The following is a 16,810-nucleotide window of genomic DNA, read 5'->3' as shown; positions in this document are numbered from 1 at the left end:
CGACCGGGATACTCAAGACGACGAACATGGCAACTCTCACGCTTAAAAAATCAGCAAAGCTGCTGATTCTACTGGGCAGTCTTTGTGTTTCGCCGCTGTCCTTTAGCGAAGCACTCGTGGACACGAGCGTGCAATCAGGAGAAGCAACCGCAGCCGCCTTGACCCGCAACTACTACGACACCGCGGTCAACTGTGGCGCTGCCACGGCACCTGCTTTTTTATGCACGGGTGTCGTGGCACGCACAACCAACGCAGGAAACTTCGATCCTTGGGACCATAGCGAATTTTCCAGGACCAGCGGCGCGGTTTCATTTTCCTACCTGAGGGCCGACGCCAAGTTCGGTGGTGCGCCATGGGGCAACAACGAAGCCCGGCATGGCTATATTTTTTATCCCACCCTCCGGGCTCCGCAGGGAAAAATAAAGCCCTCGATCATCTGCTATTTTCCCTACGATGGCGCGACGATCTATCGCAGCAAACCGGGCGCCCGCGGTTGCCGTGACAGCATTACTCAGTTCGTCTATCCCCTGAGTAAACCCTGTAATGAACAGAATATTTTCACTGCCAGGGCCTGGCTGACCCATTTTCGAAGGGTCAGTTACGGAAATCCTGCCAGTTGCGCGTGGATGCTCAACGATGCGTTGAATGAGCAAGCTGTGGCTAACTTCAATGCGGGATTGCAAGTCAGAAAACTTGTTGAGCTTGAGGCAGGGGGCGCCGATTTTAATTTCAAGAATCACAACGAGCTTCGCATCGAAGCCTGGCCAGAAAAAAATCCGGCTGCGCTGCCCATCCAGGCGTTTTTCTGGATCACCGGCTCAAACGATCTGGAAGCCTCCCGAATCGACCAAAAAAAATATCATGAGCGCACCAACGGTCTTTTTATCCCCATCGTTCGCGTCACATTGCCTCCCAGCCCACAAGGTCATTTCAGTTTCCAATATGTGAGTGCGGACCAGGCGATCTCCCCGGTTATCCCGATGCCCGCTTTTGCTGCACCCACCATTCCCAAGGCTTACAGCACAGTCTCTGGCGACCGTCTGAACACTAAGGATATCTATAGAGATGAGTACCTCATCGTGCAATTGCCCACCGAAGCAATTGCCGCCTCCGATATCTTGAGCGTTCGGTGGGGAGGCCGCGTGCCATACAGCAGTCCGCCGGTCGCATACGGCGAGCTTCCCGCGAACAAACAGGTGCTGATTCCCCGCACTGAGGTCGTCGATAGCATCGGGCTCACCGTACCGGTGAGCTACACCATCAAGAAAAGCGGTGCCGGTGAAACCCTGGAGTCTGGGGGGCGGTTTCTGACCATCGATCCCCAGGCGCTGGTGCTTCCGGCACCCAGTTATGCCTCGGGGACAGTCACGGTCAACGCTCCAGCTCCGTCGGGCTCGACCCTGCGCGTACGTGTCGTGGGGGAAACCCTCCTTGATACGGCCCATCAGCTGGTTACGGCCGGTAAGCCCAACTCTTTCGTTCTTGACCCGACCTGGGTCTCGAAACACAAGGGAAAAACGGTACTGATCAATTATTCGGTGTTTACCAAACTCAGCCCGCAGTGGTTGTTTTCCCAAGTGCTCCGGGTCCAGCTATAAACGTCAGGCCAACGCTGTCTCGGCTGGCGAAACAATACTGGTCTTACCCCCACGGGACTTGCCAGAGCTCAGGTACTCGGCAATCGATTCCTGGGTCACCTCCCCGAGGAATACCCGCTCGGCATCCATCACCGGCAGCCACGAACGGTTGAACTCGTACATGCGCGACAACAGGATCCGCAGGTGTTCGTCGTACGCCGCTGTGGCGTTGAATTCGCTCAGGTACTGCGAGCAGGCGCCGGTCTGACGGTGTAAGTCGCGGCGTCGTACAAAGCCCAGGGCCTTGTTCTCGGCGCAGGTCACTACCAGGTAGCGACGATCATGTTCGTCCATCAACTCCAGCGCCTCGGCCACCGGTGTCTCGGGGCTGACCGATGGCGCATTGTCCGCCGCGTCTTCAGCGCGGACCAGCAACAAGCGCTTGAGTGTGCTGTCCTGGCCGACAAAGTTGCTCACGAACTCGTCGGCAGGATGCGCCAGCAGTGTGTCGGGGTGATCGAACTGGATCAGCTTGCCGGCGCGGAAGATCGCAATCTTGTCGCCCAGCTTGATGGCTTCGTCGATGTCGTGGCTGACCATGATCACGGTCTTGTTCAGTGCCCGTTGCATCTCGAAGAACTCGTTCTGGATCATCTCGCGGTTGATCGGGTCCACCGCGCCGAAGGGTTCATCCATCAGCAACAGCGGCGCATCGGCCGCCAGTGCGCGGATCACGCCGATCCGTTGCTGCTGGCCGCCCGACAGTTCACGGGGGTAGCGATGCAGGTACTGCTTGGGTTCGAGCTTGATCATGCTCATCAATTCGCGGGCGCGGTCGTGGCATTTCTGCTTGTCCCAGCCCAGCAGGCGCGGGACCACAGTGATGTTTTCCTCGATGGTCATGTTCGGGAACAGGCCGATCTGCTGGATCACATAGCCGATGTTGCGACGCAGGGTCACTTCGTCCAGGCCGGTGGTGTCTTCGCCGTTGATCAAGACCTTGCCCGAAGTGGGCGCGATCAGGCGGTTGATCATCTTCAGCGTGGTGCTTTTGCCACAGCCCGATGGCCCGAGGAACACGCAGATCTCGCCTTCGTTGACGGTCAGGCTCACCGAGTCCACGGCCTTGACGTCCTTGCCGTTGCTTTTGAAGGTTTTGCTGAGGTTTTGAAGTTCGATCATTTGAGGAGTCCTTTTGGGGTCAGCGAGCGTTGCAGCCATTGCAGAAGCAGGTCGGCGAAGATGGCCAGGAGACTGACCAGCACGGCGCCGACGATCAGCATCGACATGTCGCTGCGGCTGATGGAAGCGAGGATGAGTACGCCCAGGCCACCGGCACCGATGGTGGCGGCGATGGTCATGACACCGATGTTCATGACCACGGCGGTGCGCACGCCGGCCAGGATCACCGGTACGGCGATGGGCAGCTCGACCATGCGCAGGCGCTGGCCGAAGGTCATGCCGATGCCACGGGCGGCTTCGCGGATGCCCGGTTCCACGCCGGTCAGGGCCAGATAGGTGTTGCGCATGATCGGTAGCAGGGAATAGAGGAACACCGCGGTGATCGCCGGCATCGGCCCCAGGCCTTGGCCGAACGTGGAATAGACCGGCAGCAGCAGGCCGAACAAGGCGATCGACGGAATGGTCAGCAGTACCGTGGCGCTGGCCTGCAATGGGCCGGCGAGGGCCGGAAAGCGGGTCATGAAAATGCCCAGCGGCACGCCGACCACGATCGCCAGGGTCACGGCGATGCCCACGAGGGTGATGTGCTGCAAGGTCAGGTGCAGCACCAGCGGCCAGTCCAGATGGGAAAAGGCGTCAAGAAAATCCATGGCTTTTCCTCCAGGTCATTGGGTTGAGAGCAGGGAATGCTGGCGCAGGAAATCGGCGGCAACGGCGGAAGGGCTTTCGTGGTTGACGTCTACGCGGGCGTTGAGCTGGCGCATGGTTTCATCGTCAAACAGTTCGGCCAGGGGTTTGAGCTGCGCGGCCAGTTGTGGATTTGCATCCAGAGTCGTCTGGCGCACCACGGGCGCGGCGGTGTAGTCCGGGAAGTACTGCTTGTCGTCTTCCAGCAGTTTGAGTTTGAACGCGCTCAGACGTCCGTCGGTGGTGTACACCAGGCCGGCGAATACCTGGCCGTTGCGCAGGGCGGTGTAGACCAGACCCGCGTCCATTTGCCGGATGTTCTCGCGGGTCAGGTTCATGCCGTACAGCTCGACCATGCCATCCAGCCCGTCGGAACGGTTGGCGAACTCGGTGTCCAGGGCCACCAGGTGATGTTCATCGGCCTCGGCCTGTAACACGGTGTTCAATTGGCTGATGGTGTTGATCTGTGGATATTGCTGCGCGATTTTTTCCGGCAAGGCCAGGGCATAGGTGTTACTGAATTTCGACGGTGTCAGCCAGGTCAGGCCTTTTTTTGCATCGATTTCTTTCACTCGGGCGTAGGACTGGGCGCTGTCAAGTTTCTCCGTGATGTGGTTGTAGGACACCAACGACACGCCGGTGTACTCCCAGAGCAGGTCCAGTTGTCCACTTTCCTGGGCGCTGCGGGCTAGGTTGCTGCCAAGTCCGCCAGTGATCTGCGCGTCGTAGCCTTTGCCGCGCAGGTATTGGGCGGTGATTTCTGCCAGCAGCGTCTGCTCGGTAAACACTCGGGCGCCGAGGCGAATCAGCGGTTTTTCAGCGGCCTGGGCAAAACCTGCGAACAGCAGGACGCAGCCCAGTATCAAGCTCAACTTCTTCATAACGATTCCTTTATTGCAGCCGGGTCTATGCCGCTCGCAGACCGCGTTCCAGCCAGAGGCGGCTGGCCAGTGTCACCAGGCCGTCGAGCAGCAAAGCCAGCAGAGCGGTGCATACCGCGCCGAGCAGCAGTTGCGGCTGATTGTTCAAGGCGATGCCGGGGAAGATCAGGCTGCCAAGGCTGTTGGCGCCGATCAGGAACGCCAGGGGGGCGGTGCCGACGTTGATCGCCAGTGCCACCCGCACGCCTCCGATGATGATCGGCACGGCGTTGGGCAGTTCGACTTTCCACAGTACCTGGCGCGGGGTCATGCCGATGCCGACGGCGGCTTCCTTGAGGGAGCCCTGAACGTTTTTCAGGCCTTCGTAGGTGTTGCGCACGATGGGCAGCAGCGAGGCGAGGAACAGGGCGAAGATGGCGGGCCCGCTGCCGATACCCAGGAAGCCCAGGGCGATGGCCAGTACGGCCAGGGGCGGCACGGTGTTGCCGATGTTGAAGACTTGCATGAAGCGTTCGGCGCGCCCGACCATGGCGGGACGGCTGAGGGCGATGCCGGCGGGGATGCCCACGATCAGGGCCGCCAACATGGACGCCACAACGAGCATCAGGTGAGCTTGCAGGTAAAACAGTAAATCGTCGTGGTAACGCTCAATCGTATCGATACCGATCCAATAGACCAGCAGGGCCAGGAGAGCGACGACGATCGCGCCCCCTGTCAGCCCTTTGCCATAGCGGATAGCCACAGGCGGACTCCTTTGTATTTCAGTCGGCGCGCGCTTTCCCATGCGGCAAACCGTCAAGGTTGCCGGGAAAACGTTCGCGAGAAGCAGCTCTGTTCAGTGCCGGTAAAACGGCCTGTAAATTGAGCCATAAGCGCAGCCTCGTCAGGCTAACTTGCTGATTTTGCAGACCCTGACGAACAGCTGTATCAGGGTGGTGGACGTCTTCACGCGGCGAAAGGTTCCCACGTCAGGGGGCATTTGGCCACCCCGGATGTGCCCAATGGTTCGGTTCCTGGCACAAGTTGAGCTATAATCGCCGCCCTTTTTTGAATCACCTGCCAGGCGATTTCCCATGACCAAACAGGCCGCCGAAGTCGCGAAACGCCGCACTTTCGCCATTATTTCCCACCCCGATGCCGGTAAGACCACCATCACCGAAAAGCTCTTGCTGATGGGCAAGGCGATTGCGGTAGCCGGCACGGTGAAATCTCGCAAGTCCGACCGCCATGCCACCTCCGACTGGATGGAAATGGAAAAACAGCGGGGTATTTCCATTACCACGTCGGTCATGCAGTTCCCGTATCGCGATCACATGATCAACCTGCTCGACACACCGGGCCACGAAGACTTCTCCGAAGACACCTACCGCACCCTCACGGCGGTGGACTCGGCGCTGATGGTCCTCGACGGCGGTAAAGGCGTCGAGCCACGGACCATCGCCCTGATGGATGTCTGCCGTCTGCGGGACACGCCGATCGTCAGCTTCATCAACAAACTCGACCGTGACATCCGCGACCCGATCGAACTGCTCGACGAGATCGAAGCGGTCCTGAAGATCAAGGCCGCGCCGATCACCTGGCCGATCGGCTGCTATCGCGACTTCAAGGGCGTGTACCACCTGGCCGACGATTACATCATCGTCTACACCGCCGGGCATGGTCATGAACGCACCGAAACCAAAATCATCGAGAAGCTCGACTCCGACGAAGCCCGCGCCCACCTGGGCGACGAGTACGACCGTTTTGTCGAGCAGCTGGAGCTGGTGCAAGGCGCCTGCCATGAGTTCGACCAGCAGGAATTCCTCGACGGCCAACTGACCCCGGTGTTCTTCGGTACGGCGTTGGGCAACTTCGGTGTCGACCATGTGCTCGACGCCGTGGTCGATTGGGCGCCGCGCCCGCTGGCCCGCGTCGCCAACGAGCGCACCGTGGAACCGGTGGAAGAGAAGTTCACCGGCTTCGTGTTCAAGATCCAGGCGAACATGGACCCCAAGCACCGCGACCGCATCGCCTTCATGCGCATCTGCTCGGGCAAATACGAAAAAGGCATGAAGATGCGCCACGTGCGCACCGGCAAGGACGTACGCATCGGCGATGCCCTGACGTTCTTCTCCTCGGAACGCGAGCAACTGGAAGAAGCCTTTGCCGGTGACATCATCGGTTTGCATAACCACGGCACCATCCAGATCGGCGACACCTTCACCGAAGGCGAAGCCCTGGGTTTTACCGGCATCCCGCACTTCGCCCCGGAACTGTTCCGCCGCGTGCGCCTGAAAGACCCGCTCAAATCCAAGCAACTGCGCCAGGGCCTGCAGCAACTGGCAGAGGAAGGCGCCACCCAGGTGTTCTTCCCGACCCGCAGCAACGACATCATCCTCGGTGCCGTCGGTGTGCTGCAGTTCGACGTCGTCGCCAGCCGTTTGAAGGAGGAATACAAGGTCGAGTGCTCCTACGAGCCGATCACCGTGTACTCCGCTCGTTGGGTCGAATGTGGCGACAAGAAGAAATTCGAAGAGTTTTCCAACAAGGCCGTGGAAAACCTCGCCTTGGATGGCGGCGGTCACCTGACCTACCTGGCCCCGACCCGGGTCAACCTGGCGCTGATGGAAGAGCGCTGGCCGGATGTGAACTTCCGTGCGACACGTGAGCATCACTAAGCGCTGAGCTTTACACCCAGAACCCCGCACCGAAAGCTGCGGGGTTTTTTATTTCCACTTAACGACTGGGCACCACCAACCCCCGGTGGGAGCGAGCGTGCTCGCGATGGCGCAGTGTCAGTCAATCTCAAAGCTGCTGACCCACCGCCATCGCGAGCAGGCTCGCTCCCACACAGGAACTTCAGCGGGCAAAAAAATGTGTTCGGCACAGATCACTCTGTGGGAGCAAAGCTTGCTCGCGATAGCGGTGGGTCAGCTTGCGGGGGTGTTGAATGTGCCTTCGCCATCGCGGGCAAGCCTTGCTCCCACAAGGTTTCTGGGGTGGGTTGGTAAGTAGGCTCAGTTCATAACCGTTCGGGATAAACGTTATGCGAAACCATTCTGTCAGCGGACGGCATTTCTGCCTGTACATAGGCGTCTTATCTGAGGAACCGACCGTTCAGGAGCAGCGTTTCTTGAACGCCGTCAGGCTTGGGCTTTAACCAGAGAAAAAAAGGAATCGGCTATGAACGCATTTCTACGCGCGATGATTTTGTTGAAGGTTTTGCTGATGCTGTCCCTCGGTTCGTCAGCGGCTTGGGCCGAGTGCGATGAGCATGAAAAACAAGCGGCGAACGGACACGTGGCGCAGGGCGAATTGATGCTTGCCGCCAATGAAGAACAGCAACCCGGCGATCAGGATGATGACGATTCGACGATTGATGATGACCCGGATGCCGATGATGGTGGTGAGGGTGATAGCCAGACGTAGGGTTCAGACAACAAAAAACCCCTGCTGCCCGATCCTATATTTGACCGGGCAGCAGGGGTTTTTCATGTTCGCAGATGCATTACGCGTGGCGAGGGAGCTTGCTCCCGCTGGGGCGCGAAGCGGCCCTGTTTTTCAGGACTGCTGCGCAGTCCAGCGGGAGCAAGCTCCCTCGCCACAAGTGCTGTGTTGCCTTTTGGTTTACGCCGCGCCGTCGAGGAATTGCTCGGCGTAGTGACACGCCACCTGCCGGTTATCCAGCAACCGCAAGGCCGGTTCTTCGGTCTGGCAGCGCTCGGTGGCGTACGGGCAGCGCTTGTGGAAGGCGCAGCCGGACGGTGGGTCGAGCGGGTTGGGCAGTTCGCCGACGATCTTGATCTTCGGCTTGTTCGGGTCCGGGTGGATGGTCGGGGTGGCCGACAGCAGAGCCTGGGTGTACGGGTGCAGCGGACGGCTGTAGATGGACTCGTTAGGGCCCATTTCCACCGGACGGCCGAGATACATCACCATCACGTCGTCGGCCACGTGCTGCACCACCGCCAGGTTGTGGGAGATAAACACGTAAGCGGTGTTGAACTCCTGCTGCAGATCCATGAACAGGTTCAGCACCTGTGCCTGGATCGACACGTCCAACGCCGACGTCGGTTCGTCCGCCACCAGCACCTTGGGTTGCAGCATCATGGCGCGGGCCAGGGCGATGCGCTGGCGCTGGCCGCCGGAGAACATGTGCGGGTAGCGCTGGTAATGCTCGGGGCGCAAGCCAACCTGCTTCATCATCGCCTGGACTTTCTCCCGCCGCTCGGTGGCCGACAGGTTGGTGTTGATGAGCAAGGGCTCGGCCAGTTGATCACCGACTTTCTGCCGAGGGTTGAGGGACGCGTACGGGCTCTGGAACACCATCTGCACGTCTTTGCGCAACTGCTTGCGCTCGGCCTTGTTCGCGCCGGCCACTTCCTGGCCGGCGATCTTCAGGGAGCCGGTGGACGGTTCCTCAATCAGCGTCAGGGCCCGGGCAAGGGTGGATTTGCCGCAACCGGATTCGCCCACCACGGCCAGGGTCTTGCCGGCTTCCAGTTCGAACGACACGCCGTTGAGGGCGCGCACGGTCGCATGGCCCTTGAACATGCCACGGGACACTTCGTAATGACGGGTCAGGTCACGGGCGGTAAGTACGACGGCCATCACGCCACCTCCTGGTTCAACGGGTAGAAGCAGCGGGCGAGGCTGTTGGATTTCGGATCGAGGGCCGGGCGTTGTTGACGACAGTTGTCCTGCACATACGGGCAGCGCGGCGACAGCAGGCAGCCTTGCGGACGGTCGTAGCGACCGGGGACGATACCCGGCAGCGTCGCCAGGCGCTCGGCGCCCATGCTGTGTTCCGGAATCGCCGCCAGCAGTGCTTCGCTGTACGGGTGGGCCGGGATGTCGAACAGCTCCGGGACCTTGCCCACTTCCACCGCCTGGCCGGCGTACATCACGCATACGCGCTGGGCGGTTTCAGCCACCACGGCCAGGTCATGGGTGATCAGCACCAGACCCATGTTCTGCTCTTTCTGCAGGGCCAGCAGCAGGTCCATGATCTGCGCCTGAATGGTCACGTCGAGGGCGGTGGTCGGTTCGTCGGCGATCAACAGTTTCGGCTCGCCGGCAATGGCCATGGCAATCGCCACTCGCTGGCTCATGCCGCCGGACAGTTGGTGCGGGTAGGCGTTCATGCGGCTGGCGGCGCCCGGGATTTCGACTTTCTCCAGCAGTTCGATGGCGCGCTGGCGGGCGGCCTTGCCGGACATCTTCAGGTGCAGGCGCAGCACTTCTTCGATCTGGAAACCCACTGTGTAGCTGGGGTTGAGCGCGGTCATCGGGTCCTGGAACACCATCGCCAGGTCCTTGCCGACGATCTGCCGACGCTGGCGGTTGCTCAGCTTGAGCATGTTCTTGCCATCGAAGTTCAGCGCATCGGCGGTGACGATGCCGGGGTGCTCGATCAGCCCCATCAGCGCCATCATGGTCACGGATTTACCCGAGCCTGATTCACCGACGATGGCCAGCACTTCACCCTTTTCCACGCTCAGGTCCAGGCCGTCGACCACCGGCACGGCGGTGGCGTCGCCGAAGCGAACGTTGAGATTCTTGATTTCTAGCAGTGACATGGGAATCTCCTCAGGCGGCATTCTTGAGTTTCGGGTCCAGCGCATCGCGCAAACCGTCGCCCATCAGGTTGATTGCCAGCACGCTGAGCAAAATGGTCAAGCCAGGCAGGCTCACCACCCACCAGGCGCGTTCGATGTAGTCTCGGGCCGAGGCCAGCATGGTGCCCCACTCCGGGGTTGGCGGCTGGACGCCCAGGCCGAGGAAGCCCAGGGCGGCGGCGTCGAGGATCGCCGAGGAAAAGCTCAAGGTTGCCTGCACGATCAGCGGCGCCATGCAGTTGGGCAGCACAGTGATGAACATCAGGCGCGGCAGGCCGGCACCGGCCAGGCGGGCGGCGGTCACGTAGTCACGGTTGAGTTCGCCCATCACCGCGGCGCGGGTCAGGCGCACGTAGGATGGCAGCGACACGATGGCGATGGCGATCACGGTGTTGATCAGGCCAGGGCCGAGGATGGCGACAATCGCCACGGCCAACAGCAGCGAGGGCAGGGCGAGCATGATGTCCATCAAACGCATGATGGTCGGGCCGAGCAGGCGCGGGAAGAACCCGGCGAACAGTCCCAGCAGGATGCCCGGGATCAGCGACATCACTACCGACGACAAGCCGATCAGCAGCGACAGACGCGAACCCTGGATCAGCCGCGACAGCAAATCGCGCCCCAGTTCGTCGGTGCCCAGCAAAAATTGCATCTGACCGCCTTCGAGCCAGACCGGCGGTGTCAGCAAAAAGTCGCGGTACTGTTCGCTCGGGTCATGGGGGGCGACCCACGGGGCGAAGATCGCGCAGAACACGATCAGGGTCATGAACATCAGCCCGGCCACGGCGCCCTTGTTGCGGGAAAACGCCTGCCAGAATTCTTTGTAGGGGGACGGGTACAGCAGGCTTTGATCGACTGCTACCGAGGTAGTTGGAGTACTCATGGTTTTTGATCTCAGCGCTGGTGACGGATACGTGGGTTGGCAAAGCCGTAGAGCACGTCCACGACGAAGTTGACCAGAATCACCAGGCAGGCGATTAACAGGATGCCGTTCTGCACCACGGGATAGTCCCGGGCGCCGATGGCTTCGATCAGCCACTTGCCGATGCCCGGCCAGGAGAAGATCGTTTCGGTCAGCACCGCACCGGCCAGCAGTGTGCCGACTTGCAGGCCGACCACGGTCAGCACCGGGATCAGCGCGTTGCGCAGGCCATGCACGAATACCACGCGCGAAGGCGACAGGCCCTTGGCGCGCGCGGTGCGGATATAGTCTTCGCGCAGCACTTCGAGCATCGAGGAGCGGGTCATGCGGGCGATCACCGCCAGCGGAATAGTGCCCAGCACGATGGCCGGCAGGATCAGGTGGTGCAGGGCGTCGAGGAACGCACCCGGCTCATCGGCCAGCAGCGTGTCGATCAGCATGAAGCCGGTTTTCGGCTCGATGTCGTAGAGCAGGTCGATCCGTCCCGACACCGGCGTCCAGCCCAGGGACACCGAGAAGAACATGATCAGGATCAGGCCCCACCAGAAGATCGGCATCGAATACCCCGCCAGGGAGATGCCCATCACCCCGTGGTCGAACAGGGATCCTCGCTTGAGTGCCGCGATCACCCCGGCCAAAAGGCCCAGGATACCGGCGAACAACAGGGCGGCCATGGACAGCTCCAGGGTCGCGGGAAACAGGGAACTGAACTCGGTCCAGACGCTTTCGCGGGTGCGCAGCGATTCGCCGAGATCGCCCTGGGCCAGTTTGCCGATGTAGTCCAGGTACTGGGCATACAGCGGTTTGTTCAGGCCAAGGCGTTCCATTGCCTGAGCGTGCATTTCGGGATCGACCCGACGTTCGCCCATCATCACTTCCACGGGGTCGCCGGGGATCATGCGAATCAACGCGAATGTCAGCAAGGTGATGCCGAAGAACGTGGGGATCAATAATCCCAGTCGGCGGGCAATAAAACTAAACATCTTAAGGTGTACCTCATCAGCCGGTTAGGCGTGCCCGACAGCTCCTGGGTAAGAGTTGCCGGGCGTTTTCTTATCTACTTCACCTGGGTGGTGGCGAAGTTATTGGTCGTAAGCGGGCTAATCACATAACCCTCTACGTTCTTGCGCATTGCGGTAAACATTCGGGTGTGGGCCATGCTGATCCACGGCTGGTCCTGGTTGAAAAGCACCTGAGCCTGTTCATAGAGCTTGGTGCGCTCCTCGGGGTTCACTGTGGCGCGGGCCTGGTCGATCAGCGCCTGGAATTGCTCGTTGCACCAGCGCGCGTAGTTTTCGCCGTTCTTGGCCGCTTCGCAACTGAGCATAGGCGTCAGGAAGTTATCCGGGTCGCCGTTATCGCCCGCCCATCCGGCGGAAACCATGTCGTGCTCGCCGTTCTTGGCGCGCTTGAGCATTTCGCCCCACTCCATCACGCGGATGTCGACCTTGATCCCGACTTTGGCCAGGTCGGCCTGCATCATCTGCGCGCCGAGCATCGGGTTGGGGTTGGTCGGGCCGCCGCCGTTACGGGTGAACAGGGTGAACACGGTGCCTTCAGGTACGCCGGCTTCCTTGAGCAGTTGACGGGCTTTGTCCAGGTCCCGGGGCGGATTTTTCAAATCATGATTGAAGCCCAGCAGCGTCGGTGGGTACGGGTTGACCGCCACGGTGGCGTTGCCCTTGCCGAACAGCGCGTTGACGTAGGCTTCCTTGTCGAAGGCCAGGTCGATGGCTTTGCGCACCCGCACATCGCTCATGTATTTGTGGCTGGTATTCAGGGCGGTGTAGGAAACGGTCATCGCGTCCAGTTCCGCCACCTTCAGGTTCGGGTCTTTCTTGATGCTGGGGATGTCATCGGGTTTTGGATACAGCGCGATCTGGCACTCGTTGGTCTTGAGCTTTTGCATGCGCACGTTGTTGTCGGTGGCGATGGCCAGGATCAGCGCATCGGCCGGTGGCTTGCCACGGAAGTAGTCCGGGTTGGCCTTGAAACGAACCTGGGCATCCTTGTTGTAGCGCTGGAAAATGAACGGGCCGGTGCCGATCGGCTTGCTGTTGAGGTCGCCGGTCTTGTTTGCCTTGAGCAACTGGTCGGCGTATTCGGCCGGGTAGATCGAGGAGAAGGCCATGGCGATGTCCGCCAGAAATGGCGCTTCGCGGCGGGTCAGGCTGAACTTGACTGTGTGCTCGTCGACTTTCTCGACGCTCTTGAGCAGCTCTTTGAAGCCCATGCTTTCAAAGTAGGGGAAGCCTACGCTCGACAGCTTGTGCCAGGGATGATTCGGGTCCAGCTGGCGCTGAAAACTCCAGACCACGTCGTCGGCATTCATGTCGCGGGTCGGCTTGAAATAATCGGTGGTGTGGAATTTGACGCCTTTGCGCAGATGAAACGTGTACGTCAGGCCGTCGTCACTGATGTCCCAGGATTCGGCCAGGGCCGGAATCACTTCGGTGGTGCCGGGCTTGAAGTCGGCCAGGCGATTGAAAATGGTTTCTGCCACGGCATCGGCAGTGACTGCAGTCGTGTACTGGACCATGTCGAAGCCTTCCGGGCTGGCTTCTGTACAAACCACCAGGGGTTTGGCCGTGGCGCCTACGGCGACACTCAGCAACGCAGCGGCGATGGCTGCGCGTAGGGGATTCATGTTCATCGGCAATCCTCTGCAATCGGTTCAATGGCAAAAACCGAACGACCGACCTTGTGAGTCGGCCGTTCGGTGGATGGTTTAGAGAATGTTGAACGGGATGGTAGTGACCAGACGGAATTCGTTGAGGCTGCCGTCGGCCTGGTTTTCGCTGGCGCGGTGCGTGGTGTAGGTCGCGCGTACCGCGGTGGCTTTCAGTGGGCCGCTTTGTACGGCGTAAGACGCACCGATGCCGTATTCGTAGTGATGTTCACCGTCCATGGCTCTCACATCGGTATAGCCGGTGCTGTTGTAATGCGTACCGTCGATGCCCCAGCCGCGAGCCTGATAGATGTTGAATTTCAGGCCTGGCACGCCGTATTCAGCCATATTCAGGCCATAGGCGATCTGGAAGGACTTCTCGTTCGGGCCGTTGAAGTCCGACAGCAGGGAGTTGGCCAGGTAGATGCCGTTGGTTTCGTGCAGGTAGTCGAAGTACTCGTTACCGTCCACTTCCTGGTACGAGAACGTCAGGCTGTGGGCTTGGTGAGTCAGGCCAAACGACAGGGAGTAGGTATTGTTGTCGATATCACCCAGTTTGCTTTTGCCCGAATCCACGGTCCTGTAGTAGTTCAGGCCGGTGGTCAGGCTGAGCACCGAGCTGTCGCCCAATACGTGGCTGGCGCCGAAGTAGTATTGGTTCCACAGGTCTTCGGCCTGGGTGCCCCACAGGCTGGTGGTGAGGCTGGCGAACGGCTGGTAGGTGATACCGGCGGTGTTCACATGATCAGCTTCGGCCGAGGAGCTGCCGTATTCGGAGCGGAACTTGGCGAGGCTTTGCTCGGTACGTGGAGAATTGCGGTCGAAGGTCGCGACGTCGAATGCCAGGTTTTCCAGTTCTTCGCTGTGCAAGCTCACGCCCTGGAAGCTCGAAGGCAGGGCACGGTTACCGATGACGTCGACCATCGGGCTGCTGAAGTTTTGACGACCGGCGGTCAGGGTGGTGTTGGAAACCCGCGCCTTGACGTTCGCCAGGCCCAGTTTGCTCCACTGGTCGACGGCGTCGCCGTCGGAGTGCGCCAGGGTACGGTTGGAACCGCCCATGATGTCATCGTGATCACCAAGCAACGCGATAGCGTTATAGGCCGCGACTTCGGTGCTGAAGCCAACGGTGCCTTGGGTGAAGCCGGAGGTGTAGTTCAGGATGGTGCCCTGAACCCAGTTGGTACGGCGCGAATCGCTGTGTGTAACGCCGTCGCGCGTGTAGCTGAAGGCGCCGCCGCGGCGTCGCAATTCGTTCGAATACCAGTTGCGAGTGCTGCCACTGACCGACTGTCCTTCTACGAAACCGGTGGCTTCGGATTGAGCGCTGGTGGTCTTGACGGTCACCGGATTGAACGCCTGGCTCTGCGATTCTGCGTACGCCGTGGCGGTGACGCTGCTGATGGCCAAGGCCAGTAACGCGGTGCTGCTAAGTTTCATGGGTAACGCTCCTTTTCTTTCTTTTAATGCCGGTCTTTTTTAGTGATACGGCTATCGGTTTTTACAACTCATCTTGGCTTCGCAAACGTTTGCACCACGCCTGAACGGTGAATTTCGGCAAGACGTCTGCGTGAGGGCCCCAAATGGGGCCCTGCTGTATGGCTAATCAGTTATGGGTTCAGGCTGACGCCCGAGAACACGTTGCGACCGAAGGGGCTGACTTTGAACCCTTCGACTTTGGCGCTCAGCGGCTGGTTGACCGTCGAGTGAGCGACAGGGGTGATCGGCACTTGCTGCTTGAGCAATTGCTGGGCCTGTTTGTAGAGCACGGTGCGCTGGTCGCGATCGGTGACGACCTTGGCCTGCTTGATCAGCTTGTCGTAGTCCTGATCACACCACATGGAGTAGTTGTTGCCGCCAATGGCATCGCAGCTGTACAGCGTGCCCAGCCAGTTGTCCGGGTCCCCGTTGTCACCGGTCCAGCCGATCAGGCTGACATCGTGCTCGCCGTTCTTGGTGCGCTTGATGTATTCGCCCCATTCATAGCTGACGATCTTCACCTTCAGGCCGATTTTCGCCCAGTCGGCCTGAAGCATTTCGGCCATCAGCTTGGCGTTGGGGTTGTACGGGCGTTGGACCGGCATGGCCCAGAGGGTGATTTCGGTGCCTTCCTTGACCCCGGCAGCCTTGAGCAACTCTTTGGCTTTTTCCGGGTTGTAGGCGGTGTCCTTGATCGTATCGTCGTAAGACCACTGGGTCGGCGGCATGGCGTTGACCGCCAGTTGCCCTGCGCCCTGGTACACGGCGTTGAGGATGCTCTGCTTGTTCACCGCCATGTCCAGCGCCCGGCGCACTTCGACCTGGTCGAACGGTTTGTGACGGGTGTTATAGGCGATGTAGCCGAGGTTGAAACCGGGTTTCTCGATCAGTTGCAGTTTCGGGTCGTTCTTCAAGGCCGGCACATCGGCTGGACGTGGATGCAGGGTGACCTGGCATTCGTTGGCCTTGAGTTTTTGCACCCGTACCGAGGCATCGGTGTTGATGGAGAAGATCAGGTTGTTCAGCTTGACCCGCTCCGGCGCCCAGTACTGTTTGTTGGCGACATAGCGGATGTTGGAGTCTTTCTGGTAGCTCTTGAACTCGAACGGCCCGGTGCCGATCGGCTTCTGGTTGATGTCGCTGGGCTTGCCGGTCTTGAGCAACTGATCGGCGTATTCGGCCGACAGGATCGCGGCGAAACTCATGGCGATATTCTGGATGAACGCGGCGTCCACACTGTTGAGCGTCATGACCACGGTCAGCGGCCCGGTGGCCTCGACCTTGGCGATGTTCTTGTTCAGGCTCATGCCGTTGAAGTATGGAAACTCGGTCGGGTAGGCCTTACGGAAGGGGTGCTGCGGGTCAAGCATGCGGTTGAAGGTGAACAGCACGTCGTCGGCGTTGAAATCCCGGGTCGGCGTGAAGTAATCGGTGGTATGAAACTTCACCCCTTCGCGCAGGTGAAAGGTGTATTTCAGGCCGTCTTCGGAAATGTCCCAGCTAGTCGCCAGACCAGGTACGACGTTGGTCGCGCCCTTTTCAAACTCGGCCAGGCGGTTGTACAGCGGTTCGGCGGCATCGTTGTCAGTGGCGGTGGTGTATTGCGCGGTGTCGAAACCGGCGGGGCTGCCTTCGGAGCAGAACACCAGACTGCCGCCGGCGGCCTGGGCCATGGAAGTGGCGGCCAGCAGGCCGGTGCCCAGCAATGCGGATAAAACCAAGGTATGGCGCATGACGCTCCCTCTCTCTATGGGGTGTTTAACAGTGACCGGCGCCCGTGCAGGACCTGTCCGGGCACTGAGTTCAATCCATTGCGAACA

14 protein-coding genes are annotated in these 16,810 nt (G+C 60.1%); 3 read left to right on the top strand and 11 right to left on the bottom strand.

Features of this window, described 5'->3' with window-relative positions:
- Positions 1-26: 26 nt before the first annotated feature.
- On the top strand, positions 27-1,598 hold the full coding sequence (locus QOM08_RS24015; RefSeq protein WP_316912220.1) for a hypothetical protein: 1,572 nt from the start codon (positions 27-29) through the stop codon (positions 1,596-1,598).
- Between the two features lie 3 nt (positions 1,599-1,601).
- Here the strand turns inward: QOM08_RS24015 and QOM08_RS24010 are convergent, their stop codons facing one another.
- From QOM08_RS24010 to QOM08_RS23995, 4 genes are read right to left on the bottom strand one after another with little or no spacing between them, the layout of a single operon-like run.
- On the bottom strand, positions 1,602-2,759 hold the full coding sequence (locus QOM08_RS24010) for a betaine/proline/choline family ABC transporter ATP-binding protein (RefSeq protein WP_139049129.1): 1,158 nt from the start codon (positions 2,757-2,759) through the stop codon (positions 1,602-1,604).
- Positions 2,756-3,409 carry an ABC transporter permease gene (locus QOM08_RS24005; protein ID WP_139049130.1) on the bottom strand — a complete coding sequence of 218 codons (654 nt, stop codon included), beginning with the start codon at positions 3,407-3,409 and terminating at the stop codon, positions 2,756-2,758. Before QOM08_RS24005 ends, QOM08_RS24010 begins: the two co-directional genes overlap by 4 nt.
- 15 nt (positions 3,410-3,424) lie before the next feature.
- The gene (locus QOM08_RS24000) at positions 3,425-4,327 is read right to left on the bottom strand and encodes a glycine betaine ABC transporter substrate-binding protein (protein ID WP_316912219.1); all 903 of its coding nucleotides are present in this window, start codon (positions 4,325-4,327) and stop codon (positions 3,425-3,427) included.
- Positions 4,328-4,352: 25 nt separating this feature from the next.
- Positions 4,353-5,111 carry an ABC transporter permease gene (locus QOM08_RS23995; protein ID WP_223194354.1) on the bottom strand — a complete coding sequence of 253 codons (759 nt, stop codon included), beginning with the start codon at positions 5,109-5,111 and terminating at the stop codon, positions 4,353-4,355.
- A gap of 289 nt (positions 5,112-5,400) precedes the next feature.
- On the opposite strand from QOM08_RS23995, the gene QOM08_RS23990 reads away from it, so the two are divergent.
- Together QOM08_RS23990 and QOM08_RS23985 are read left to right on the top strand one after the other, a co-directional pair.
- Positions 5,401-6,984, top strand: coding sequence for a peptide chain release factor 3 (locus tag QOM08_RS23990; RefSeq protein ID WP_047229034.1), 1,584 nt, complete (start codon positions 5,401-5,403; stop codon positions 6,982-6,984).
- A gap of 505 nt (positions 6,985-7,489) precedes the next feature.
- Entirely contained in the window at positions 7,490-7,735 is a 246-nt protein-coding gene (locus QOM08_RS23985) for a hypothetical protein (protein ID WP_139049135.1), read from the top strand.
- 198 nt (positions 7,736-7,933) lie between these two features.
- Here the strand turns inward: QOM08_RS23985 and QOM08_RS23980 are convergent, their stop codons facing one another.
- The 7 genes from QOM08_RS23980 to QOM08_RS23950 form a co-directional block, all read right to left on the bottom strand.
- Entirely contained in the window at positions 7,934-8,914 is a 981-nt protein-coding gene (locus QOM08_RS23980; protein WP_047229032.1) for a peptide ABC transporter ATP-binding protein, read from the bottom strand.
- On the bottom strand, positions 8,914-9,882 hold the full coding sequence (locus QOM08_RS23975; protein ID WP_076383541.1) for an ABC transporter ATP-binding protein: 969 nt from the start codon (positions 9,880-9,882) through the stop codon (positions 8,914-8,916). Before QOM08_RS23975 ends, QOM08_RS23980 begins: the two co-directional genes overlap by 1 nt.
- Positions 9,883-9,892: 10 nt before the next feature.
- Complete coding sequence (locus QOM08_RS23970; RefSeq protein ID WP_047229030.1) at positions 9,893-10,804, bottom strand: ABC transporter permease subunit; 912 nt, start codon at positions 10,802-10,804, stop codon at positions 9,893-9,895.
- A gap of 11 nt (positions 10,805-10,815) precedes the next feature.
- Complete coding sequence (locus QOM08_RS23965; RefSeq protein WP_047229029.1) at positions 10,816-11,826, bottom strand: ABC transporter permease subunit; 1,011 nt, start codon at positions 11,824-11,826, stop codon at positions 10,816-10,818.
- A 74-nt stretch (positions 11,827-11,900) separates the two neighbouring features.
- On the bottom strand, positions 11,901-13,496 hold the full coding sequence (locus tag QOM08_RS23960; protein WP_188250982.1) for an ABC transporter substrate-binding protein: 1,596 nt from the start codon (positions 13,494-13,496) through the stop codon (positions 11,901-11,903).
- Between the two features lie 75 nt (positions 13,497-13,571).
- Positions 13,572-14,951: an OprD family porin gene (locus QOM08_RS23955; RefSeq protein WP_139049138.1), complete on the bottom strand. Its 1,380-nt coding sequence runs from the start codon at positions 14,949-14,951 to the stop codon at positions 13,572-13,574.
- A 170-nt stretch (positions 14,952-15,121) separates the two neighbouring features.
- Positions 15,122-16,723 carry an ABC transporter substrate-binding protein gene (locus QOM08_RS23950; RefSeq protein WP_047229026.1) on the bottom strand — a complete coding sequence of 534 codons (1,602 nt, stop codon included), beginning with the start codon at positions 16,721-16,723 and terminating at the stop codon, positions 15,122-15,124.
- Positions 16,724-16,810 lie beyond the last annotated feature (87 nt).

Origin of the sequence: Pseudomonas sp. P105, from assembly GCF_032614175.1 — a bacterium.
Lineage (GTDB): Bacteria > Pseudomonadota > Gammaproteobacteria > Pseudomonadales > Pseudomonadaceae > Aquipseudomonas > Aquipseudomonas rhizophila.
The sequence above is the reverse complement of the archived record's forward strand: the minus strand, read 5'-3'. Positions and strand labels throughout refer to the sequence as shown.